At 57.8% G+C, this 20,950-nt stretch carries 18 protein-coding genes and 5 pseudogenes; 8 read left to right on the top strand and 15 right to left on the bottom strand.

The genetic code is table 11. The features are described from left to right. Window positions 1-87: 87 nt before the first annotated feature. A complete protein-coding gene (locus PSFL_RS08115) occupies window positions 88-1,392 on the top strand; it encodes a CitMHS family transporter (RefSeq protein WP_057438421.1) in 1,305 nt (434 codons plus the stop codon). Window positions 1,393-1,478: 86 nt separating this feature from the next. After that, a complete protein-coding gene (locus PSFL_RS08110; protein ID WP_271043482.1) occupies window positions 1,479-2,732 on the top strand; it encodes an OprD family porin in 1,254 nt (417 codons plus the stop codon). 87 nt (window positions 2,733-2,819) lie between these two features. Here the strand turns inward: PSFL_RS08110 and PSFL_RS08105 are convergent, their stop codons facing one another. After that, entirely contained in the window at window positions 2,820-4,064 is a 1,245-nt protein-coding gene (locus tag PSFL_RS08105; RefSeq protein WP_397469886.1) for a M20/M25/M40 family metallo-hydrolase, read from the bottom strand. A gap of 322 nt (window positions 4,065-4,386) precedes the next feature. Between PSFL_RS08105 and PSFL_RS08100 the strand changes: the two are divergent. Next, window positions 4,387-4,506, top strand: a pseudogene (locus PSFL_RS08100) (hypothetical protein); the annotation flags it as partial. A gap of 9 nt (window positions 4,507-4,515) precedes the next feature. Here PSFL_RS08100 and PSFL_RS08095 read toward each other — a convergent pair. From PSFL_RS08095 to PSFL_RS08080, 4 genes are all read right to left on the bottom strand, one after another. After that, window positions 4,516-5,730: an aldose 1-epimerase family protein gene (locus PSFL_RS08095; protein WP_397469885.1), complete on the bottom strand. Its 1,215-nt coding sequence runs from the start codon at window positions 5,728-5,730 to the stop codon at window positions 4,516-4,518. A gap of 275 nt (window positions 5,731-6,005) precedes the next feature. Continuing rightward, complete coding sequence (locus tag PSFL_RS08090) at window positions 6,006-6,485, bottom strand: YbaK/prolyl-tRNA synthetase associated domain-containing protein (protein ID WP_120733003.1); 480 nt, start codon at window positions 6,483-6,485, stop codon at window positions 6,006-6,008. Window positions 6,486-6,501: 16 nt separating this feature from the next. After that, window positions 6,502-7,260 (bottom strand): TSUP family transporter, encoded by a 759-nt coding sequence (locus PSFL_RS08085; protein WP_032859412.1) that lies wholly within the window; start codon window positions 7,258-7,260, stop codon window positions 6,502-6,504. 4 nt (window positions 7,261-7,264) lie between these two features. Further along, window positions 7,265-8,350 (bottom strand): TauD/TfdA family dioxygenase, encoded by a 1,086-nt coding sequence (locus tag PSFL_RS08080; protein ID WP_397469884.1) that lies wholly within the window; start codon window positions 8,348-8,350, stop codon window positions 7,265-7,267. 109 nt (window positions 8,351-8,459) lie between these two features. On the opposite strand from PSFL_RS08080, the gene PSFL_RS08075 reads away from it, so the two are divergent. Next, window positions 8,460-9,392 (top strand): LysR substrate-binding domain-containing protein, encoded by a 933-nt coding sequence (locus tag PSFL_RS08075; RefSeq protein WP_397469883.1) that lies wholly within the window; start codon window positions 8,460-8,462, stop codon window positions 9,390-9,392. 4 nt (window positions 9,393-9,396) lie between these two features. Here PSFL_RS08075 and PSFL_RS08070 read toward each other — a convergent pair. From PSFL_RS08070 to PSFL_RS08055, 4 genes and pseudogenes are all read right to left on the bottom strand, one after another. Then, a pseudogene (locus tag PSFL_RS08070) lies at window positions 9,397-9,629 on the bottom strand (transposase); the annotation flags it as partial. Between the two features lie 87 nt (window positions 9,630-9,716). Next, window positions 9,717-10,127 (bottom strand): VOC family protein, encoded by a 411-nt coding sequence (locus tag PSFL_RS08065; protein WP_169961036.1) that lies wholly within the window; start codon window positions 10,125-10,127, stop codon window positions 9,717-9,719. A 124-nt stretch (window positions 10,128-10,251) separates the two neighbouring features. Continuing rightward, window positions 10,252-10,695 carry a GNAT family N-acetyltransferase gene (locus PSFL_RS08060; protein ID WP_169961035.1) on the bottom strand — a complete coding sequence of 148 codons (444 nt, stop codon included), beginning with the start codon at window positions 10,693-10,695 and terminating at the stop codon, window positions 10,252-10,254. A 412-nt stretch (window positions 10,696-11,107) separates the two neighbouring features. Next, the gene (locus PSFL_RS08055) at window positions 11,108-12,001 is read right to left on the bottom strand and encodes a LysR substrate-binding domain-containing protein (RefSeq protein WP_057959722.1); all 894 of its coding nucleotides are present in this window, start codon (window positions 11,999-12,001) and stop codon (window positions 11,108-11,110) included. Window positions 12,002-12,095: 94 nt separating this feature from the next. Between PSFL_RS08055 and PSFL_RS08050 the strand changes: the two genes are divergently transcribed. Then, a complete protein-coding gene (locus PSFL_RS08050) occupies window positions 12,096-13,262 on the top strand; it encodes an MFS transporter (RefSeq protein ID WP_397469882.1) in 1,167 nt (388 codons plus the stop codon). Window positions 13,263-13,313: 51 nt separating this feature from the next. Here the strand turns inward: PSFL_RS08050 and PSFL_RS08045 are convergent, their stop codons facing one another. Further along, window positions 13,314-13,799 (bottom strand): ATP-binding protein, encoded by a 486-nt coding sequence (locus tag PSFL_RS08045; RefSeq protein WP_057959725.1) that lies wholly within the window; start codon window positions 13,797-13,799, stop codon window positions 13,314-13,316. Window positions 13,800-14,074: 275 nt separating this feature from the next. Next, window positions 14,075-14,929, bottom strand: coding sequence for an EamA family transporter (locus PSFL_RS08040; protein ID WP_128593695.1), 855 nt, complete (start codon window positions 14,927-14,929; stop codon window positions 14,075-14,077). A gap of 425 nt (window positions 14,930-15,354) precedes the next feature. On the opposite strand from PSFL_RS08040, the pseudogene PSFL_RS08035 reads away from it, so the two are divergent. Continuing rightward, window positions 15,355-15,567: pseudogene (locus tag PSFL_RS08035) on the top strand (helix-turn-helix domain-containing protein); the annotation flags it as partial. Here PSFL_RS08035 and PSFL_RS08030 read toward each other — a convergent pair. The 3 genes and pseudogenes from PSFL_RS08030 to PSFL_RS08020 form a co-directional block, all read right to left on the bottom strand. Beyond that, window positions 15,564-16,145, bottom strand: coding sequence for an HD family hydrolase (locus tag PSFL_RS08030; protein WP_057959727.1), 582 nt, complete (start codon window positions 16,143-16,145; stop codon window positions 15,564-15,566). The pseudogene PSFL_RS08035 and the gene PSFL_RS08030 sit on opposite strands and share 4 nt — an antisense overlap. A gap of 107 nt (window positions 16,146-16,252) precedes the next feature. After that, window positions 16,253-16,810 (bottom strand): helix-turn-helix transcriptional regulator, encoded by a 558-nt coding sequence (locus PSFL_RS08025; RefSeq protein WP_143110355.1) that lies wholly within the window; start codon window positions 16,808-16,810, stop codon window positions 16,253-16,255. Between the two features lie 157 nt (window positions 16,811-16,967). Beyond that, window positions 16,968-18,248 (bottom strand): annotated as a pseudogene (locus PSFL_RS08020) (methyl-accepting chemotaxis protein); the annotation flags it as partial. Between the two features lie 502 nt (window positions 18,249-18,750). Here PSFL_RS08020 and PSFL_RS08015 point away from each other — a divergent pair. Further along, the gene (locus PSFL_RS08015) at window positions 18,751-19,533 is read left to right on the top strand and encodes a nucleotidyltransferase domain-containing protein (protein WP_397469881.1); all 783 of its coding nucleotides are present in this window, start codon (window positions 18,751-18,753) and stop codon (window positions 19,531-19,533) included. A 40-nt stretch (window positions 19,534-19,573) separates the two neighbouring features. Here PSFL_RS08015 and PSFL_RS08010 read toward each other — a convergent pair whose 3' ends face one another. Then, window positions 19,574-20,113: an adenylate kinase gene (locus PSFL_RS08010; RefSeq protein WP_397469880.1), complete on the bottom strand. Its 540-nt coding sequence runs from the start codon at window positions 20,111-20,113 to the stop codon at window positions 19,574-19,576. Window positions 20,114-20,387: 274 nt separating this feature from the next. On the opposite strand from PSFL_RS08010, the pseudogene PSFL_RS08005 reads away from it, so the two are divergent. Continuing rightward, window positions 20,388-20,825: pseudogene (locus PSFL_RS08005) on the top strand (alpha/beta fold hydrolase); the annotation flags it as partial. Between the last annotated feature and the right edge of the window lie 125 nt (window positions 20,826-20,950).

Genomic DNA, 20,950 nt, shown 5'->3' with positions numbered 1-20,950 from the left:
GCCAGGCGCCATTGTGCCGCCTGGCGGGTCAGGGCTCGTGCGCCTCGGCGTCAGCCATTCTTACGATAACAACAAGAGAATCGTCCTATGCTCGCTTTCCTTGGCTTGGCCATGGTGGTCGTATTCACCTTCCTCATCATGACCAAGCGCTTGTCGCCAATCGTCGCGCTCACCGTGGTGCCTATCGTCTTCGCCGTGATTGGCGGTTTCGGCGGCACCACCGGCAAAATGATGCTCGACGGCCTGAAAATGGTTGCACCGTCTGCCGCGTTGCTGCTGTTTGCCATCCTGTTCTTTGGCCTGATGATCGACGCGGGGTTGTTCGACCCGCTGATCCGCAAGATCCTCAAACGCGTCAATGGCGACCCGATGAAAATCGCAGTGGGCACGGCCCTGCTGTCCTTGCTGGTCGCGCTCGACGGCGACGGCACCACCACCTACATGATTACCTGCGCGGCGATGTTGCCGCTGTATAAACGCATCGGCATGAACCCGATGATCCTGGCGACCATCTCCATGCTGTCGTTGAGCATCATGAGCGGCATGACCCCTTGGGGCGGCCCCGCGACACGGGCCATCGCCGCGCTGGGCCTGGATGCCGGGGAATACTTCGTGCCGTTGCTGCCGACCATGATCGGCGGCGCCATGTGGGTAGTCTTCACCGCCTTCCTACTGGGGCGAGCCGAGCGCAAGCGTATCGGCAACGTGCAACTGCAAAGCGGTGGCGGCGATTGCTACATCAACGCGATTCTTGAGGACACCCCTCACAAGCGTCCGAAGCTGGCCTACGTCAACCTGGTGCTGGTGATTGCGGTGATGGTCGCCCTGGTGCTGGGCCTGATGCATTCGGCGATCCTGTTCCTGATCGGCTTTGTGCTCGCGCTGATGATCAACTACCCGCAATTGGACATTCAGAAAGAACGCATCCTGGCGCACTCGGGCAATGCCATGACGGTGGTGCTGCTGGTATTTGCCGCAGGGATCTTTGCCGGGATTTTTTCCGGCACCAAGATGGTCGACGCCCTGGCGCAGACCCTGGTCGACTGGATCCCACCCTCCTGGGGCCACCTGTTCCCGCTGGTGGTTGCGATCACCAGCATGCCGCTGACCTTCGTGCTGTCCAACGACGCCTACTACTTTGGCGTGGTACCGATCCTGGCCAATGCCGCCGCGGCATACGGCATCGACCCGGTGGAAATCGCGCGGGCCTCGATCCTCGGGCAACCGGTGCACCTGATGAGCCCGCTGGTCGCCTCGACCCTGTTGCTGGTGGGCATGGTCGACCGTGACATCGGCGACTTCCAGAAAGCCACCGTCAAATGGGCGGTGCTGACCTCCCTGGTCGTTACCGCCCTGGCCTTGCTGACTGGGGCCATCAGCCTGTTTACCTGATTCATCTTCCTGCTGCCGTTCAACGCGCCTCGCTCACGGGGCGCGTGCTGCCCTGCACCCCGAATAACAACAATGAGACGTTTGCCATGAACCTTATGTATTCCCGTCGGGCCCTTTTTTGCGCGTTCGGCCTGGTCCCCCTCGCCGGTGCCAATGCCGAAGGCTTTATTGACGACAGCAAACTCAAGCTGCAACTGCGCAATGTGTATTTCAACGAGAACTTTCGCGATGAGCACGGCATGAGCGCACGCGCCGCGAGAACGGCCAAAAGCGAGCGCACCGAGTGGGCCCAGGGATTCCTGCTGGACTATCAGTCCGGGTTCACCGCCGGCACCCTCGGCCTGGGCATGGATGCCCTGGGGCTCTATGGCGTGAAACTCGACTCAGGCCGCGGGCGCAGCGGCACGGGGCTGCTGCCGGTTCACGATGACGGCCGCGCAGCCGGTGAATTTGCCAGTGCCGGTGCCACCGCAAAAGCCAGGTTCGCCAAAACCATCGTCAAGTACGGCACCTTGCTGCCCAAGACGCCGGTGCTGATTTACAACGACGCACGCTTGTTGCCCCAGACCTACCAGGGCACCCAGGTCAGCAGCAACGACATCGAGAACCTGACCGTCACCGGTGGGCACCTGGACCGTTTCAAATTACGCGACTCCACCGACAGCGTACCGATCGTGCCGGATGGCTACAGCGGCGAAAAATCTGGGGATTTCAACTACGCCGGTGCTGAATACAAATGGGGCAAGAACACCCGGCTGAGCTATTTCTACGGTGAATTGGAAAACTTTTACCGACAGAATTTCGCCGGCATCCAGCACGATCTGCCGTTGGCCGGAGGCGTGCTGACCGGCGACCTGCGTTACTTCAACAGCGTTGATGGCGGCTCGGCCTACGCCGGCAAAATCGACAATGACATGCTCAGCGGCCAATTGTCCTACGCGATCGCAGGCCATACGTTCGGCGGCGGCTACCAGACCCTGCGCGGCGATGCCGGTTTGCCCTACATCAGCGGCGCCACCGTGTACTCGTTCAGCAACGCCGGTATCGGCAAGTTCATCGAGGAAGATGAGAACACCTGGATGCTCAACTACGGCTACAACTTCGCCGCCGCTGGCGTGCCGGGCCTGACCTTCTCCACGCGCTACCTGAGCGGCAATGACGGCAAGTCCACGAGCACGGTCAAGGAATGGGAGCGTGACGCCGAGCTGGCCTATGTTGTGCAAACCGGCACGTTCAAGGGCCTGGGCATGCGCATGCGCAACTACGTCTACCGCTCCGAGTTCTCCCGGGGCCGTGACAGCAACCGCCTCTACTTCACCTACGACATCGCACTCTGGTAGGTCGTTGGGCATTCGTCTTTGCCAAAAACGGAGCTTCCCGACCGGCCACAAGCATTTTGTCGCCTGTGGCTGCGGAAACCGTCGTGGTTACGGTGCTACGTCAGCGCCGGACAGCTGGGTAATCAGTGCCACCGTAAGGTAAAGCCTCGGAGCAATGCTCGACAGCTCGATGTATTCGTCATCGGCGTGCAATCCGGCACCGACGACACCCATCGTCTCCAGCACAGCCGGTTTCGCGCTCCCTGGCATGTATGCGTAGCCCGCATCGGTGCCAAAGCGCATGGCGATAGGCTCAATGTTGCGGCCTATTTTTTTGTAAAGCGCTTGTGCGGCTTTCGCCAGTTGTTCGGAGCCCGGATTCTTGGCCAGCGGTGGGCGACCCTTTTCCAGGCGCAATGTCACTTCAGTGCCATCGATGAGTTTATTCGCAGCGATGCGTTGGGCGTCGGCGAGTACGCGGTCAGTTTCACTCAGATCGGCGTAACGCATATCTGCCTCGGCCGAGGCGCTGGAAGGAATGATGTTGCGTTTCTCGCCGCCTTTTATCAACGTCCAGTTGACCGTGGTGCCTTTGGCCGGATCGCCAAGGTCCTTGAGTTGCAACATCTGGTGCGCGAGTTCCATGGCCGCGTTGTGCCCGGCTTCAGGGGCAGAACCAGCATGCGAAGACTTGCCCTTCACGTCGAGAAACACGCCGTTTATGCCGTTGGTAGCGACGGTTACCGCGTCCCTGTCCGGTGGCTCGTACGAGAACACATAGTCCTGATGACGAGCGAGCTCGGCGATGATTTTTTTCGAACCCGCAGAGCCGGTTTCTTCATCGGGATTGAACAGCACTGTTAGGGTACCGAAATCCTTAAACTTCTGGTCCTGCAGTATCTGCAATGAATGCAGAATCATGGCGACGCCACCTTTGGCGTCAGCAACACCGGGACCATAGGCGCGCTCGCCGTCGAGCTTAAACGGACGTTTCGCCGCTGTACCTGGCCCGAACACCGTGTCGTAGTGGACCATCAGCAGAAAGTTCTTGCTGCCAGTGCCTTTGAGCGTGCCCACGATGTTGTCGCCTGCGGAGGGGGTCGCAGGTGTCGTGGTGACTTCAGCACCCAACCCCTTGAGCCGCTCAACTAACATCGCGCTGACGGTTTTCAGGCCGAGCCCATGGCCGGTTCCGGTATCAATGTCCACCAGCTCTTTGACGGTGGCAAGATAGGATTTTTGTTCGGCCTCGGCTTTTTTCAGCAACTGGGGGGCCAAATCCGTAGCAAACGCGGTACAGGATAAGAATGAACACGCGAGCGCGGCGGCGATGGATGAACGTCGGATAAACATGCTGTCTCCTTCAGATCATTGCTAATTGAAGCCCCATCTTTACCCCATAAGTTTCGTCAACGCCACCTATCGCTGCGGGCGTTCCCGCAGGCAATGCCGGTTACCAGCAATATAGTTTGTCTATGAATGCCAACACAGAATTGACCCATGTGCTGACGCAAGACTAACCCACCTCCCTATCGGTACAAATCCATTAAGGGCAATGTTTTTCGAGGCGTTAGACCGGGTCAGCAGTATCTCGGCAACTGGGTCAATTCGACTTCGGTGCCAACACGAAGTCGACTTTTTCAACAGAATCGGCCAAGAGCCGACAGTAACCGAATCGTTGCGAGCAGCCCATCGACTGCTCAAGGTCGCACGCTCGCTTACGGACCTTGAACAAACCGACGGGATCAGACACAAACACTTGGCCGAGGGGCTGCAATATCGGCCGACAATGCTCCAGCCGGTCTCACCCCTTGCTCAGATCAACCAACGGCGTCTGCCGCACCTCAGTCTCCCGCCCATCCTGAATCGCCCTCACCTGCTTCAAGGCCTTATCCACCGCCGCCTTATCCGCCAACAAGCTGTAGCTGATGCGGAACTGCTTGTGTTCCTTGGGCCCAATTGTCGGTACCAGGTTCAGTGGCCGCTGATAACGGCGGTTGTAGGAAAAACTTGTCCCCGGCTCCAGCCCCGTGACATAGCCCTGGCCTTGGGTATCGGTGTTTTTCCACAGGGAAAACACGGGCAGTGTCTGGGTGTTGAAGCCGACCGAAACGCCCAGGCTGCCGGCCTTGTTGTGCAACACGGTCAACGTGTCGCCCTTGGCATCGGCATACGGCACCACGTTGTAAACCGTTTCGTCGTAGTCCCTGGTCGGTGCGCGGTAGGTTTGCCAGTCGGGCAGATCGCCCTTGGCCTTGTCGTTGAACGGCGACACCTGTTTCACCGGCGCGGCAAAACGGGCGCCCTGCTCCAGGAACGGGGTGCTGAAGTTGCTGTGATACAGCGCCTGGTATTCCTTCGGATAGTCGCCGTTGTTGGTCAGGGTGTCGTTGAGGGTGAACACGACGCTGCCGGGTTCGGTGACCAGTTCGGTCGCGACCGAGAAATCGACCTTCTTGAACGCCTGCTCTTTCAGTTCGCCACGTAGGGTGATGGCGTACGGTGGTTTTTCATCGATATGCAGGGTGACTTTGTTCGCAGGAATGTTGGCGGCCCGACCGTGCAGGGTCAGCAGTTCGCCGTTGTCGATGCCTGGGTGGCCGACCCATTCGTATCCGCAGCGGGTGACCAGCTCATTGAAACCTTCCAACCAGCCCAGACCACCGCGGCCATTGAGCTCGATGAAGGACGGATTGACCACTTCCTTGACCGGCGAATCCCAGCCCATGCGCACATTGCCGACCGAGGCCTGCAAGACGTTCATTCCGCGAGTCGGCACTACCGAGAGTTTCATCGTGCCGTTATCGATGTCGACGATGCTGACGCCCTCCTGCCGACCGCCGTGCAAGGTGCGCAGGGTAACGCTGAAGGGTTTGTCGGTTTTTAGTCCGAGTTGCTGACTGGTGATCTGCCAGTTCTGGGCAGCTTTGTCGGTGTCGAGCAGAACGTAATCCCAAGCCACGGCGTGGGAGGCAGCGGACAGTGCGCTGAGGGCAACAAAGAGTTTGAGCGGGGTCATGGCGGCAGCCTTTCTTGGAGTTGTGCCATTTTTATAAACTTGATGAAACGCTTCAGCAAGCTAAAAATCGACCCAACGCCGACGAAGTTGGCAATGCAGCGGCCAGTGCAGTTTGAGATCACTGAGCAAACACGGTCAGCTCTCGTGGCCTGCATACCGCAGCCCCTCTACCCACTCTTCAATACACTCGTATCGGCAAAGGCTGGGTGAAGGCCATAGGCCTTGATATAGATCTGTCCCCTTTTTCTTTTTTGCGGCGTTGTGAAAACGTCTGCTCAGGCCTGGCTGATATTCAGCAATCGAGGCATGGCAATCGCCAGATAATCCTGCGTATCGAGCACCATCGACGCATCCAGCCGCCCCGCGTTGAAGGCTATTTCAGCGTAGCCTGTGGTCAAGGCCGGATCGACGATCAATTGAATTCGCTCATCGAAGACAAAAGGAGGGATGGCGCCGATCCGGCACCCGGTCAGTTCCATGGCGGTTTCGGCCTTCACCAGCTCGGCTTTTTTGCCGCCCAGGGCCGCTCCGACTTTCTTCATGTCCAGCTTCTGGTCGCCCGGCAGTATCACCAGTGCATAGGGTCCGGCCTGCCCCTTGAGGGAGCAAAGCATGGCCTTCGCGCCCTGGCCGGGCTCGGTGCCACGGATTTCGGCGACGCGCGCCGACTGGCCCTCGGCATCGTGCATCAACACCCGGTAGGAGGCTGAGCGGGCATCGAGTAGTGCCACGAGGCGATCGAACATGGGATGCATGGAGTTTTCCTCTGGTTTACAGGAGCAGGTCGTAGGACAGTTTGCTGATCAGAATCACCAGCAACACCAGGAATAGAGCCCGGACAAAGGGCACGCCTTTATGAACCGCCAGCCAGGTGCCAGTGAGCGCGCCCAGAATGTTGAATGCCGCCATGGGGATTGCGATCAGGTAGAGCACGTTACCCGTCGGAATGAAGAACATCAGTGCCGCTACGTTGGTCGCGATGTTCACTAGCTTGGCCGATGCCGAGGCATGAAGAAAGTCGAAGGCGAAACAGCGGATAAACAGGAAGATCAGGAAGCTGCCAGTGCCGGGACCGAACAGACCATCGTAGAAACCGATGGCACCGCCGATGACGATCGCCAGCAGTTTTTCCTTGGTACCGATACGCATGGGTTTATGCAGGGCGCCGAAATCTTTTTTCCAGAAGGTGTAGATCGCCATCAGTACAATCAACACCAGCACCGCCGGCCGGATCATCGACTGCGGTACGAACGACACCGTGGCGGCTCCAAAGAAGGCCATGACAAAAGCCGCGCAGGCCGCGGGGATCACAAGCCCCCAGTCAATCACCACCTTGCGCACGAAGGACCGAGCCGCGAATGCCGTGCCGCAGGCGGCCGCAACCTTATTGGTACCCAGCAACGCCGCCGGTTGAGCGCTGGGTAGCACGTTGAACAGCGCGGGAATCTGGATCAGTCCGCCGCCGCCCACCGCCGCGTCGATCAGGCCGGCGGCGAAGGCGAACACGCAAAGAATGACAATATCGACCATGAAATCAGGCTCTGACTATGTAGGGTTGATGAGGGTCCAGCGGCACCACGCGTGCCGGATCATTGACCCCGAAGACACGCAACATCCAGCGATCACGGCCGTCGTAACGGGGTGTAAAACCATCCCGGGCATGCAGGGTTTGCTGGTTCTTGAAGATCAGCATGTCCCCTGGTTGCAGCAGTATGTGGTGCACGACATCGGGATGATTGGCAGCGGCGGCGAACAGCTGGAGGGCAAACTGCGCATTGGCGCAGGTCGTTTCGACACTCGCTTTGTTGTAGCGGCAATACAGGCCATCGTTTGCGCTTCTGTACAGCAAGGGGACGTTTTCCAGCACATTCCCCTGTTTGCCGAAGGAGGCCGGTCGGCGAACGGTGAAGTTCGGTCGTGACAATTCTTCTTCGACGCAGGCCGGCAGAATGGCCAGCACCTCGTCAATTGCGACGATGCGCGTCGGCACGTCGAGCTCGCAGCGCAGGCCGGTCAGGGACAGGTACTCCGGACAGGCCGACAACTGCGAGACGGGCTCGCAGGTCAAAGGCAAGTGAGGGTTGTCGACATGCATGTCCAGATCCGCGCGCGAGCCATAGGAGCTCTTTTCGGTCTCTCGCTTATGCTTGGGCGATACGTGACGGAACACCGTGTCGTTGCTCTCACCGTCGTACGCCAGCGGACAGGTTTGCAGAGTTTGCAGCACGGACAAAATAGCCCCGGCCAGCGTCGGCACGTTCTCGATACCCTGCTCCAGGTCATAGGGCGTGGCGGGCAGTTGCGGGTCCAGCGGCAGCCCCCTGATGATCATCGCCACTTCAGGGGCCTGTGGAAAGTTGCGCAGCTGCTGGATTTTCTCGGTGCACAGGACACTTTCCAGCAACAACCCCAGGACCGGCATGTGGCGGATACCCGAGGCGCTATCGGTCACGTCCAGCGATGCCAGACCGGCCTGAAGTGTGCGTTGTTCTTCGAGCGACAGATGAATTTGCGGTATCTCCCGTCGGGTCGACGTCACTGAATTTTTTTCCTGCCATTCATGAATTACTTCATCAACACCCGCTGCGGCTTTCCCGATTACTTCTTCCAGCTTCGACACGTCCTTGCGCTCCTGTTTGCCCCATCCTTGTGGGTTGAACGGGAAGGTTAACGGAAGGGCCTTTTTTGTGTTGCAATGCCGCGTTGTGAAAAATGCAATGAGGTGGAGAGTGGCATTGAATATGTTGGGGGAACTTGAAGCCTTCGCGACTGTGGCTCGCAAGCGCAGCTTCGTCGCCGCGGCACGGACTCTGGGGCGCTCCCCCAGCGCACTGACCCGTGCCGTTCAAGCCCTGGAGGAAAGTGTGGGGCTCAAGTTGTTCCATCGCTCGTCCAACGCCGTGACCTTGACCGAAGCGGGTGAATGCTTATTGCCCCACGCGTACAAAATGCTCGATCTGCAACGTGAGGTGGATGAAGACCTGGCCGGTCTCAGCGGCCTGGCCTCCGGATGGATCCGTTTTTCCGCCCCCGAGGTTCTCGGGCACGGAGTATTGCCCCGGTTGATCGCGCAATACTGTGAGCGTTATCCGGACGTTAACATCGATGTGATTTTCACCGATGAGATCATCGACCCGGCCAAGAGCAAGCTGGACTTCTCGATTCGCGGTGCCTTCCCACAATCCAGCGACTTGATCGGCTTTGCGCTCTGGAGTTACTCACGTTATCTGTATGCCAGCCCCGACTACCTGGAGCGCAACGGCATGCCCGACTCCATCGAGGCACTGGAGTCGCATTCGCTGATCCTGCATACGGCGCCACGGATTCTCAAGGAGTGGAATTTTCGCAGTGAGGAGCAGGCCATCAGCTTTCGGGTGCATCCAAAATTTCGTTTCAGCTCCGGTCTGGCGGTATTCCAGGCAGCCCTGGCGGGCGTCGGGATCGCCCGCTTGGCAGATTGGATGGCGGAGCCCGAAGTGGATGCGGGACGCCTGTTTCGGGTTTGTCCTGAGTACAAGCTCACCTCCAGCAGCGGTGAGAGCCCACAGATGCACGCGGTGTACCCGGCCGGAAATTTGCCAATGCGGGTGAAGGCCTTGATGGAGATGATCCGCGGCTTAGGTGAAAGCCTCGAATGTAAACGCGGCTCAGCACTAATATGAGGTTACGGGGCGATTCACTAATGCCATAGCAGTAACCCACGACCAGCATGCGGATCATCAGTTCAGGATCAATTGAAGGGCGCCCAATGGGCTATAGAACTCGGTGAGATAATGGCGCTGGCCGCCCAGATCGAGACACCGATCAATGCTGCGCAGAAGATGATTTGCTGGGATGTGATCTTCAAGGTTGAACGAGTAAGACAGTCGATCCTGCCCACTCAATAACTGTCCCATCATGCTGCTTACTCTCCCGCTGGCCGATGCGAATGTTTTGCTGCGAGCCCGGTAGGAGAGCTACTTGTTCAATAAATCGATCGAAAACTGTCAGTCAAAGAACTGCATACCTGCGTATGGATAGCGCCGACATTGCTCAAGCCGCGAAGCCAGACTTCCGACATGCACTTCCAGTCGGTGCCCGTCGGGGTCTGAGAAATAAAACGAGTCACCCTCGCTCGAATTGGTTTTCCACTCGATAACGTTCCGTAACCGCAAGCAAATAGTTAAATTTTCAAAATCGTCCTGCCCCACCGAAAACGCATAGTGAGTGTAATCAGGATGCTTTTCTGAGGCACAGTTCTCATCGAAAGACAAACAAAGCCAGAGATCGCCAAGGGTAAGATAGGCCCCCGTTTCCCAGCGAGCAGCCAGCCTAAAGCCGAGTAGCCCCACATAAAATTCGATACTGCGAGGAAGGTTCGCAGTCGCCAACGTAAGGTGATTCAAGCCAGTCAACATGAGCACCTATCCAGAACAAGTCGATGAGAGGGGTTAAGCATACCAACGTCGACTTTTTTCAACACAATCAGCCAGAAGCAGTCGTTCAACCGCTTTAGAATTGAAGCAGAAAGTCTGCGATGATTCAGCTAGGCCGCTCGTATCGAAGGTAGCCATGTGAACCTGTCCCCATACAGATGAAACCTGCTCGCTCATACATGAGCCCAGCTGGGTTATCAGGATGCACGCTTAAGCTCAGACGGGTGAAACCCCTTTGCTTTGCTGTGGCTGCATAGGCGTCCAGCAGTGTTCGTCCAATACCGTTTCGCCTGCAGATCTGACTGACGTTGATTGTGCAAAGCTCCGCGTAATCCTGCTCTGGGACCCATAACGAGTACCCAGCGAACTGGTTATCTTTTATTGCTACCGTCAATCGATCAAAGTTCTCTACCCAACGGGTAAGGTGTCGCTCCAACTGTAGCCGCCATGCATCTTCGTGATCAGGTTCCCAACGCCGTATGTAGTCCTGCTCGCCCCTGTATATCGAAGGAATATCGGCAACGCAGGCTTGCCTTAATATGAGCGCCATCCTGGGACCTCATGGGAATGAATTGGGACATGCACCCTATGATATGACGAGGAGGTCAACCCCGGTCAACGGTCTGGGTGTGATCGGCCGCTTCGGCCGGTTGCAGTCCATCATGAGAGGCCGCAATCGGCCGGTTCTGTTGAGAAAGTCGGCTTCGAATTCCACTGCAAAAAAGTACGCGCCTGAGATTGAAACTGAATTTCTGGCAGAAGGCTCAGGACTTGGATTTCACGTAGCGGCGTGCAACAGACGTGTTTTCATCCATCAATATTCGAGTGTCTTAGGAAAACCGATTTTTTCAACAGAATCGGCCGCAAGCAGCCCCTCTCCCATCAGGCAGACCACACTACCGCGTTTGTCACGACTTGCCCTCTGCGCCCCCTCCCCCGGAAAGCTGATCTGCCACCACCGCCTAGATCCGATGATGCTCCAGCAAAAAGTCCACAAACAACCGCACCCGCGCAGGCATTGCCGATCCGCCTACGAACACCGCATGAATCGGTTCCCGGTCGCCGGGGTTCCAGGCTTGCAGCAGTGGTATCAGGTCGCCGCGCTGCAGATCCTCGTTTACGGTGAATTCGCCGATACGCGCAATGCCGGCACCGACTCGCGCAAGTTGTGCCAGCGCTTCACCGCTGCTGCATTCGATATTGCCGCTGACCTTCAGGGAAAATTCTTTCCCGTCGCGGATGAACGGCCAGTTGGGCTCGGCACGCCGGAAGTTGAAACCCAGGCAGTTGTGCCGGAGCAGGTCTTCCGGTTCCTGGGGGGTGCCGTGGCGCTGTAGATACTCGGGCGATGCCACCACGACCTCACCGGTGTCGCCGAGCCTGCGTGCGGTCAGCGGGCTGTCGGGCAGATGGCCAAAGCGTATTGCTACGTCAGCTTGGCCGCCAAGAATGTCGACCACTTCGTCGCCAAGGTTGAGGTCGACGACGATGTTCGGGTACTGCGCGCTGAATGCCGCCACCAAGGGAACGATGGTCTGCCGCCCATGGCCAAGGGCGGCGCTGACCCGTAATCGGCCCCTCGGCACGCCCTGGTCGGCGATGGCCTCTTCCATCTCGTTCATGTCCGCCAGGATACGTCGGGCACCGCGCAGGAACGCCTCGCCCTCGGCGGTGAAGATGATCGCGCGAGTGGTGCGCAACAGCAGCCGGGTGCCAAGGCGTAGTTCGGTACGCGCGATGATCCGGCTGACCGCCGAGGGTGTCAGCCCCAATGCACGGGCGGCCGCCGAGAGGCTGCCCTCCTGCGCCACGCTGGCGAACACAAGCATTTCACCGGATCTGCCGTTGAAGTCCATTTGTGCCTCTTACGCAAAGGTGATTGCCAAAAATGCTATCTACCGCCTCAGAAGGCTGGATCGTAGCATTGGCGGCATAGATAAGGAGCCTTTCATGCGTATCAATCCACCCCTCGTTGCACTCGCCATGGGTGCCTTTGGCATCGGCGTTACCGAGTTCGCCCCCATGGGCATGTTGCCGAACATTGCGGCGGACCTCGGCGTTTCGATTCCTGCTGCGGGCCTGCTGGTGAGCGCTTACGCCCTGGGCGTACTGCTCGGCGCGCCACTGATGACCCTGACCACCGGCAGGATTCCCCGGCGACACCTGCTGATAGGGCTTATGGCGATTTTCACCCTGGGCAATCTGATGTCAGCCCTGGCGACCGATTACTACAGCCTCATGGTCGCCAGGGTGGTGACCTCACTGAACCACGGCGCGTTTTTTGGCGTGGGCTCCATCGTCGCCGCCAGCGTGGTCGCCCCAGAGAAACGCGCCGGCGCGGTGGCTGCAATGTTTATGGGCCTCACCCTGGCGACCATCGGCGGTGTGCCGCTGGCTGCCTGGTTTGGCGAACTGTTCGGTTGGCGCACCGCGTTCTGGGGCATTACCGGCCTCGGCGTGGTGGCCATGGCCGCATTGTGGTTCGCCCTGCCCAACCTGAAGGCGCCGCCAAGCGTGGGAGTAATGGCCGAAATTCGCGTACTGGGCCGTGGCCCGGTGCTGGGTGCGTTGGCCCTCACCGTCGTCGGCTCGGGTGCCATGTTTACCGTCTTCACCTACATCGCGCCGATCCTCAGCAGCGAGACCCACGCGTCCACCGCCTACATCACCGCGATGCTGGTGCTGTTCGGCGTGGGGCTGACACTGGGCAACATGTGGGGTGGCAAGGCTGCCGACCGCTCGATAGATCGCACCCTGATCGTATCGTTGAGCGTGCTGATTGCCGTCTTGCTGGCGTTCACCGTACTGATGCGCTGGCCGTTGCCAGCTGCCGTGGCCATCCTGATATGGGGCATCGCCAGCTTCGCCCTGGTACCGCCGCTGCAGATGCGCGTGATGGAAGCCGCCAAGGACGCCCCCAACCTGGCCTCGGCGGTGAACATCGGCGCCTTCAACTTCGGCAACGCGATTGGTGCGGCACTGGGCGGCGCGGTGATCAACGCCGGGTTGGGTTATCCGGCGATTTCCCTGGCTGGAGCCGCAATGGCGGGCCTGGGGTTGTTGATGGTGCTGGGGTTTGCCTGGCGGTCGAGGGCGGTGGCGGCAGCGGTGGTGTGAGGAGGATGTGAGCCATCCCCGGAGGATGCCATCCCTAGGCGCCGCTACCCGTCAAAGACGGTGGATTTTAATCTGGAGTCCTTCATCCTCGTCCGGGGCCCGAAAGTAGCTAGTGATCAGATCGAACTCAGCATCTGTCGCCGCAAACTCATGGTCGGCGCGGCGGTTGCGGATATGCAACCTGCCTCGACAGGTCTCATCGTCCACCTCAAGGTAGTGGACACAATGGGCAACCCCGGCTGAGTCAGCGAGGCCGCGCAACCATTGTCGATCTTCAGGGGTGTTGGCGGGAAAATCCAAGACCACCGTCACGCCAGTATTCAGCACATCGACGACGAGCGGGCCCACCACCTCTCTAATCTGGCGCGACAGGCGCACGTAATCGGTTACTGACTTGATCTGATTAGGGTAAAGCCGTGACAGCCAATGATCCTCACTCAGCAGAATCGCCGACTGTTCGGCTGCCAAACTTTTGGCCAGCGTTGATTTGCCGGATGCAATCTTGCCTGAGATCAGATGAAGCACGGGTTTGGGCACAGGGGACGTCTCCTTGTCGAACCCTGATGATGCTCATACAAAAGCGTCGAAGCAACCACAGATACCTCACCTTCCGCTTCGGGTCGAATCGGCTAGTCGCCAGCATCGGCCAGAGTGCCGTATTCGGTGCGGCGAAGACGCACTGCGCTTATCTCTTGGCCATCCGTTACAGATCGGGTACGGCAAATACAGGATGCCGTCGACGGGCTGAACCACACACCGTCGGTCATGTGAACGTGTGTTGGATATACGCTTACTTTTTTTGAGCGCAAATATCAGGTTTTCAGGTGCAGCACAAATGCACCGCCCAGTACCAGAACAACGCCCAGCACCTGCACCTTTCCCAGTCGTTCCTTGAAAAACACATAACCCAAAATTGCCGCGATACCGCCCGACAATGTGCTGATTACTGTCACCACCGAAACTGATCCCGACACCGCGCCATAAGCGAACGCCGAAAAACCACCTAGGTTCATCAGGCTCACACCCGTTAGCGCCATGCAGTTTTTTAAGGGCGGAAATTTCAACCCTTCCTTGATCTTCAAAACCATAACGAACATTACAATCAGCCCGACCAGATAGGCCAGCCAAAGCATGGTCACTGGTCCAAGGACGGGGAGAACGAAATGCCCCTGCAACCAAAAACTGGTGCCGAAGAACACTGCCGCCAGTAACGCAAAGGAAATTGAACTACTGGCCTGCGTAGTGTGTGGCACTTTCGAGTCAGAGTGAATGCTGGAGAGAATTACTCCGAGCACGCACAAGGCGATGCACAGCAACTGGATTAGACTGATCTGCTCACCGCCAGCCCATGACAGCAATGTCGTAACCACACCGTAGGACGTCACCAGCGGCGCAACGATAGAAGCTTTGCCAAGTGCGAACGCTTTGGACAGGGCCAAGGCGCCGAACACAGTCAAAACGGCAGCGGCGATGCCGATGAGCCAAATATCGAATGGTGCTGCCATGGATTTAAGAATGAAGGTCGGGAAAACGATCAGCAGCATGCTCATGATGGCAAAACCCATCGTCTGACCGAAAAACACGGCGCGTTTGACGCCGACTGCGCGAGCGTTTAGGCCCACTAAAAAATCTGTACCGCCCCAGAGTAAGGCAGCCAGCAACCCCATCAGTACATCCACGTTTTGTCCTTATAGATGCTCGCTTTGCACATCGAGAGTCCTTCAGACTCCTAAGTGTTCCTGCGTTGGGCCCTCATGGCCTTGTAGAGTATGCCGATGGTCATCGGGATATTGGCCCTACTTTTGAGCAACAGATCATAGCCTTCAGGTTGTAAGTAGCGATAGGTATCGTAGCCCCCCCAAAAAATCGAATGCAAACATTTCTACCAATCCTTTCATCAAATACCTCGCCTCGGCCCCGTCGGAGACCACTTCGAAGATCGAGGCTTTGTTGTTCTCTACACCGCTTCAACCACTTTGTGACATGGCCACCTGCAACGCATCACTGAACTTGGCGGGATGCTTGATATTTGGCGTTGTTAGCGGTGTGCGCCCAATGGCGATGACCGTCACCTGTCGGCTTTCGGGATCTAGGAATTGCCGGCGCAAAGATGCGTGGGGTTTACAGAGGCCGCAAGAAAAAACCGTCCAACAATCTGGTGGTAAGCTTAATTGACCGCGCCTGCGCTGGAGAAAGTAAATCTAAACTAGCGCGCGACTTTGAAATCAGTCGCCAGACACTTTATCGGTACTTGAGATCTACTCAGGGGACTCCTCAGTCACATCCCGAATCGGCACCCACTTAGTGATTTTTAGAATTCGCCAGTATGTGTTCTTTGGTGTCCTGGTCGATGATAGTGCGCAGCACCTCAAACAACGGCGCGGCATCTGTGTATTTTTTGCCATAGGCAAGATTGAATTCGTAATCGAAGCCCGTTGGGTTCTTGCCTTGGTTGTGCTGCAGCATCGTCTCCAACTTATCCAGCGCCTTGACGGCTACGGCCTCTGGCGACGAAGCATTTTCATAGTCATCCCAAAGCGCCAGTATCTCGGCCTTTAACGGTTCATCCAGGGCACTGGTCAAGAGCAGGAGATCGTTTCTCTCTTGCTCGCTCTTGTTGGGAAACGCATCTTGATTAATGGCGGGAACATCTCCGTTAATGGCCTCCCCCAAGTCGTGGATAACACACATCTTGAGCATTTTCAGCCGATCGAGATCAGTCAGGTAGTCCCCAAAGACAATGGCCATCAGGCAAAGGCGCCAGCTATGCTCCGCCGTGCTTTCGGTGCGCCCGCAAGAGGTGTGCGCGCTTCTAAGCACGTCTTTGAGCTTTTCCGCCTCGCGTAGAAATTCGAGGCGCCCTTTGATTTTTTCGATGTCCATGAAAACCTCTGATTCAGTCGGCGAACCGAATACCGCTCACCTTGTTCACGCCAGACTAAATCTCAAGATGTTCAGCGTCCACGCATAAAATATGCAGGGCGATGCCGTCAGAGCGACTCGACCAAGCGCGCTGTTGTTCCGTCGCACAGGGGCATACGCGTCCAACGACACAGGCTTTGGCTAATCGGAACGATGGACGAATTGTTGTGGCCCGTCAGAAACTCCAGCGCGGGTGGCGCAAACGCTTCCCGCCAACCCAATTTATCCAGGGCGAGCTCGGTGCTGATGATATTGGGCGTAGCGAAGCGCCATAGCGAGCGACCCAGCAGTTCACTGACCGGACTCGTGAACTGGGCGGCGCGCGAAGGAGAACAAGCAAGCAGACGGTGCGTCAAATCACACATGAGATGAACAGGACGCGAGCTTTCCCGCACCATTCGTCCCAGCGCTTGATCCGCCGCGGTGGTGAGACGAGCGGCCAGCAATTGCTCAAGTTTTTTGTGCGCGAGAGGATCCAACTCGAGTACGCCACTCTCCCAGCGAGAGATAGTCGATTGAGTGACGTTAAACAGCTCCGCGGCATGGGATTGTTTGACCCGGTGTAACAGGCGCCATCGCCTGAGCATAACGCCGGGTAAGACAGGGCTTAGCAACATGTCAGACATTTCGTATTACGGAAAAGTGGAAGGTCTCGCAAGTTTGCTCTGTGCGAGACCTGCATGCAAATGGGCTAAAGAGTGATCGCTTCACCTCGAAAACAGCCGCTCTGCAGCCCTCTCCTGGCGTATGACACCAATCCCCGACCCAGAGCGTCTCAGCCCATCAAAGTCGAAACCGCCCCACCGACTGCGCCAACTGCCCCGCCAGCGCCGACAACTCATCCGTAGTCCCGGCCGTCTGGCCAATCACCCGTGTATTGCCTTCCGACATCCCGGCAATCATCTCGACCTGATGCGCGATCTCATTACTTGCCAGGCTCTGCTCACCAATCGTGCGGGTAATGTCGTTAACCAGCTGCGTAGTATTCAACGTCGCGTCAAGAATCTCACGGATCGCCCGCTCCACATCGGCCGTGACGGCCATGCCTTTATCCACCTGGGCCACCCCCTCTTCCATGCTGGTGACAGCCTCGCGGGTGCTTTGCTGGATGCGCGTGACCATGCTGGCGATTTCCTGGGTGGAGGCGCTGGTGCGCCCTGCCAGGCTGCGCACTTCGTCAGCCACCACGGCAAAGCCGCGCCCCTGCTCGCCGGCGCGGGCGGCTTCAATGGCGGCATTGAGGGCCAGCAGGTTGGTCTGGTCGGCAATGCCCTTGATTACCTGGATAATGCTGTAGATGCCTTCGGACTCCTTGTCCAGGGTGCGGATCACCTGGGCCGAGTGTTGCGCCGAGCGAGCGATGGCGTCCATGTCGCTGACGACTTGGTGAATAACTTGCCCACCGTTTTTGGCCAGGGTTTGCGCCTGGTTGGCCATTTCCAGGGCGTGCTCGGCATGCCGGGTGATTTCTTCGATGCTGGCGGTCATTTGGCTGGTGGCGGCCGACATGGTCCCCGCTGCAGAACTCTGCTGCTGACTGCTGGCAGCCACTTCATGGCATCCGTTGCTCAGTTGTTGGCTCATGCGCGTAACGCCCTGGGCATTGCTGCGCACCACATCGATCATGCCGCGCAGGTCATGCTGCATAACAGCCAGGCTGCGAATCAGCATGCTTGCCTCATCGCGGCTGGCGGGTTCGGGAATCGCTTCGCTAAGGTTGCCATGGGCAATGCTCTCGGCAATCTGCCGCGCCAGTTGCAGCGGCCGCATGATGCTGCGGGTGACCCAGTAGCCCTGGGCAACCAGCAACAGCAGGCACAGCACCAGCACCACCGCGAGGGTAAAATTGGCGCTGCGCACGGTTTGACGGGTCTGCTCGCCAGTGGCCTTGGAGTTGTTTTCGATCAGTTCACTGAGGCTGGCCATCCGGCCTTCCAACTGGGTGAAGGCGTCGCTGAAGGTGCCCAGTTCTTGTTGGGCCGCAACCGGATCGTTCATCGCCACGCCGACAATCCGCTCCCCCAGGGCGATGTAATTGTCGAGGCTGGGCTTGATGTCACTCAGCGCGGTTTCGAGGGTCGGGTTGAGCGGCAGCGCCACGTTATTGCCCAGCGCCTCGCGAAAGTGCGCGGTATGGTCGGTGACGGCTTCAAGTACTTCATCCCGACTGCTGACACTTTTGCCCAGCCCCACCAGCATTGCCGACAGCACATCGGCGCGCAGCGCGTCGTGCATCATGTCGGCCTCCAGATGATTGCTCAGGGCGGTCATGCTGACCTCACTGTCAATCATCGCCGCCTCCATCCGCGCATTCCCCAGGTAGTTCACCAGGCTGATGACCAGCACGGTAAGCACACTGGTGCCGATCAGCAAAAACAGACGAAGTTTTATCGACATCCCTAAGCCCTCTGCGGTTATGGCCTAAAACAAGGTATTGATAGCTGTCGTTTAAAACCCATCGACGCGTTCGTTACCACTGATTTAAGCCTACTTGCAGGTTTTCGCTCATAGGGCATGCCTAAACGATTACGATGAGATGCACCAGAAGCCACTAACGGACAGTTTTATGGAACGACGCCAACCTGTTGGCATTGATACGGACGGCTATATCCTCACCGTGTCCAACGTCGAGGTGCAGCCGCCATTTCAAGATTTGCTGGTTGACGTTTGCATGACCCTCCCTGGGGCGGAGCCTGTGCTGGACGGGATTTATCTGTATGGCAGCGTCGCGAGAGGCGACGCTGTGCCGGGCGGTTCCGACCTAGACCTGACCCTGGTTCTGCGCAGCCCTCCTACATCGCAGGATCTGCAAAGGCTTGAAGCGAAAAGGCAGGCACTGGAAAGTCGGCACAACGAAGTCATCAAAATCGACTTCGACATCGGCAGCCGTTTGCAGGTATTGGCCGCTGAAAGTCGTTTGAGTTGGGGGTACTGGCTCAAGCATCACTGTCGTTGCGTATGGGGGAACGATTTGAGTCAGCGGTTTGATCGGCTCAAACCGTCGCGCGATATTGCCATTGCCGTGAACGCTGACTTTGAGCCTGTACTGGCGCGGTATGCAGACCTTATCAATCAGGCTCCCCCAGCAGCGCAAACGGCACGTTTGCAACGCGAGGCCTCGCGCAAACTCATCCGTTCAACCCAGGTGCTTCGTGCGGAACGGGACTTGATGTGGCCGCAAACCCTCGAAGAGCATGTAGAGCTGTTTGCCCAGCATTACCCGCACATGAACGAGCAGATCTGTTTTTTCTTGTCACAGGCACACAAACCGAACGCTAAGCCAAAAGCGTTTACGGCTCAGCTCCATCACTTTTTGACCTGGATGGTTTCACAGGCCAGTCAGGTCTGACAGGGGCGGCATTGGCGCTCGTTTTGTTCTACAGCGCCCCTCACCTTATGTGCGATACCGCCTGCATGGCGTGCGCAACCATTTGCTCAGCGGTGTGTTCCCCGTCAATGCGCAAGACCGGCACCGTCTGCCTGGAAATCCACGCCTCATGCCGCGCGCGGTTGCGCCCGGAACAGCACGGATCGTCATACTGCGAGGCCCATTCGCGAAAGGCGACATGTATCTCGTGCATATCGCCCCCGGGGGCAATGCGCTCGCCAAAGAGGCGCTTTTCACGCAGGTCCAACCGCTGGAGGCGCACAGGTGTTGGCGTTATCACGAACACGATCAGGTCCACATGCACCATAAGCGCTTCGCCCCAGCCATCAGAAGAGCCGGTCAGCACCCAGCCTTGTTCACCGAGCGCTTGCTTGATCAAACACACGCGCTCATTGGGTGGCCGCTTGGTGGTGAACGGTGGGTGGGTGGGCAGCCAGTAAAAGTCATCCACATCAACGTGTGGTAGGCCCAACTGCGTTGCGAGGGCCTGCCCCAGCGTCGTTACGCCTGCACACGAAGCTCCTGTGATGTAGATGTGCAATGTTCTCTCCATGAAGACTAGCCGGCGTTGGATTCTACAAGGGCAAAACGGGGGTAGTCCGCTTTGTTATGTTTGTTAACACCCCAGGCCGCTGATTTTCGCCAGTTCGCCTATTCTCATATTCCACCCCACAACACCATTGACCTTGAACCTAAGTGATTTGGCGACCAAGCGGCGCAGGCGCGACACTTGGATGGGCTGCACTTGTTCAATACAGGGCATGATCAGCACAGGCTTCTGGTCGTCGCCTCCATTTCACCCAGGAGACGCGAATATGGGGTATGTCACGACGCAGGACGGTGTTGAGATCTTTTATAAAGACTGGGGCCCACGGGACGCCCAGGTGATCTTCTTTCATCATGGCTGGCCACTCAGTGCCGACGACTGGGATGCGCAGATGCTGTTTTTCCTTGACCACGGCTACCGGGTCATTGCCCACGACCGACGTGGCCATGGGCGATCGAGCCAGGTTTGGGATGGGCACGATATGGATCACTATGCCGATGACGTCGCCGCAGTCGTCGACCATCTCGGCGTGCAGGGTGCGGTGCATGTGGGGCATTCCACCGGTGGCGGCGAGGTCATCCATTACCTTGCGCGCCACGGCGAAGACCGCGTGTCGAAGGCCGTTATCATCAGCGCCGTACCTCCGTTGATGGTGCAAACCCCAAGCAATCCTGGTGGTTTGCCCAAGTCTGTGTTCGATGACATGAATCGCTCCGGGTTTCGTAGACACCTCTTTGCCTTAAACTGAGGCCTATTAGGAGGTGCCATGAGCAACCCGCGTTACCCCGAAGAATTCAAAATCCAAGCAGTCAATCAAGTGACCGAAAAGAG

The sequence above is a fragment of the Pseudomonas sp. DD1 genome, assembly GCF_044510355.1.
GTDB lineage: Bacteria > Pseudomonadota > Gammaproteobacteria > Pseudomonadales > Pseudomonadaceae > Aquipseudomonas > Aquipseudomonas shahriarae.
The sequence above is the reverse complement of the archived record's forward strand: the minus strand, read 5'-3'. Positions and strand labels throughout refer to the sequence as shown.

Bases quoted from the DNA above. Each gene is read 5' to 3' on its own strand.
- PSFL_RS08060 (WP_169961035.1), bottom strand. From the start codon at position 10,695: ATGGCGCTCATATTAAGGCAAGCCTGCGTTGCCGATATTCCTTCGATA.
- PSFL_RS08110 (WP_271043482.1), top strand. From the start codon at position 1,479: ATGAACCTTATGTATTCCCGTCGGGCCCTTTTTTGCGCGTTCGGCCTG.
- PSFL_RS08055 (WP_057959722.1), bottom strand. From the start codon at position 12,001: ATGGACTTCAACGGCAGATCCGGTGAAATGCTTGTGTTCGCCAGCGTG.
- PSFL_RS08040 (WP_128593695.1), bottom strand. From the start codon at position 14,929: ATGGGGTTGCTGGCTGCCTTACTCTGGGGCGGTACAGATTTTTTAGTG.
- PSFL_RS08095 (WP_397469885.1), bottom strand. From the start codon at position 5,730: ATGACCCCGCTCAAACTCTTTGTTGCCCTCAGCGCACTGTCCGCTGCC.
- PSFL_RS08105 (WP_397469886.1), bottom strand. From the start codon at position 4,064: ATGTTTATCCGACGTTCATCCATCGCCGCCGCGCTCGCGTGTTCATTC.
- PSFL_RS08025 (WP_143110355.1), bottom strand. From the start codon at position 16,810: ATGTCTGACATGTTGCTAAGCCCTGTCTTACCCGGCGTTATGCTCAGG.
- PSFL_RS08090 (WP_120733003.1), bottom strand. From the start codon at position 6,485: ATGCATCCCATGTTCGATCGCCTCGTGGCACTACTCGATGCCCGCTCA.
- PSFL_RS08015 (WP_397469881.1), top strand. From the start codon at position 18,751: ATGGAACGACGCCAACCTGTTGGCATTGATACGGACGGCTATATCCTC.
- PSFL_RS08085 (WP_032859412.1), bottom strand. From the start codon at position 7,260: ATGGTCGATATTGTCATTCTTTGCGTGTTCGCCTTCGCCGCCGGCCTG.
- PSFL_RS08065 (WP_169961036.1), bottom strand. From the start codon at position 10,127: ATGTTGACTGGCTTGAATCACCTTACGTTGGCGACTGCGAACCTTCCT.
- PSFL_RS08050 (WP_397469882.1), top strand. From the start codon at position 12,096: ATGCGTATCAATCCACCCCTCGTTGCACTCGCCATGGGTGCCTTTGGC.
- PSFL_RS08115 (WP_057438421.1), top strand. From the start codon at position 88: ATGCTCGCTTTCCTTGGCTTGGCCATGGTGGTCGTATTCACCTTCCTC.
- PSFL_RS08030 (WP_057959727.1), bottom strand. From the start codon at position 16,145: ATGGACATCGAAAAAATCAAAGGGCGCCTCGAATTTCTACGCGAGGCG.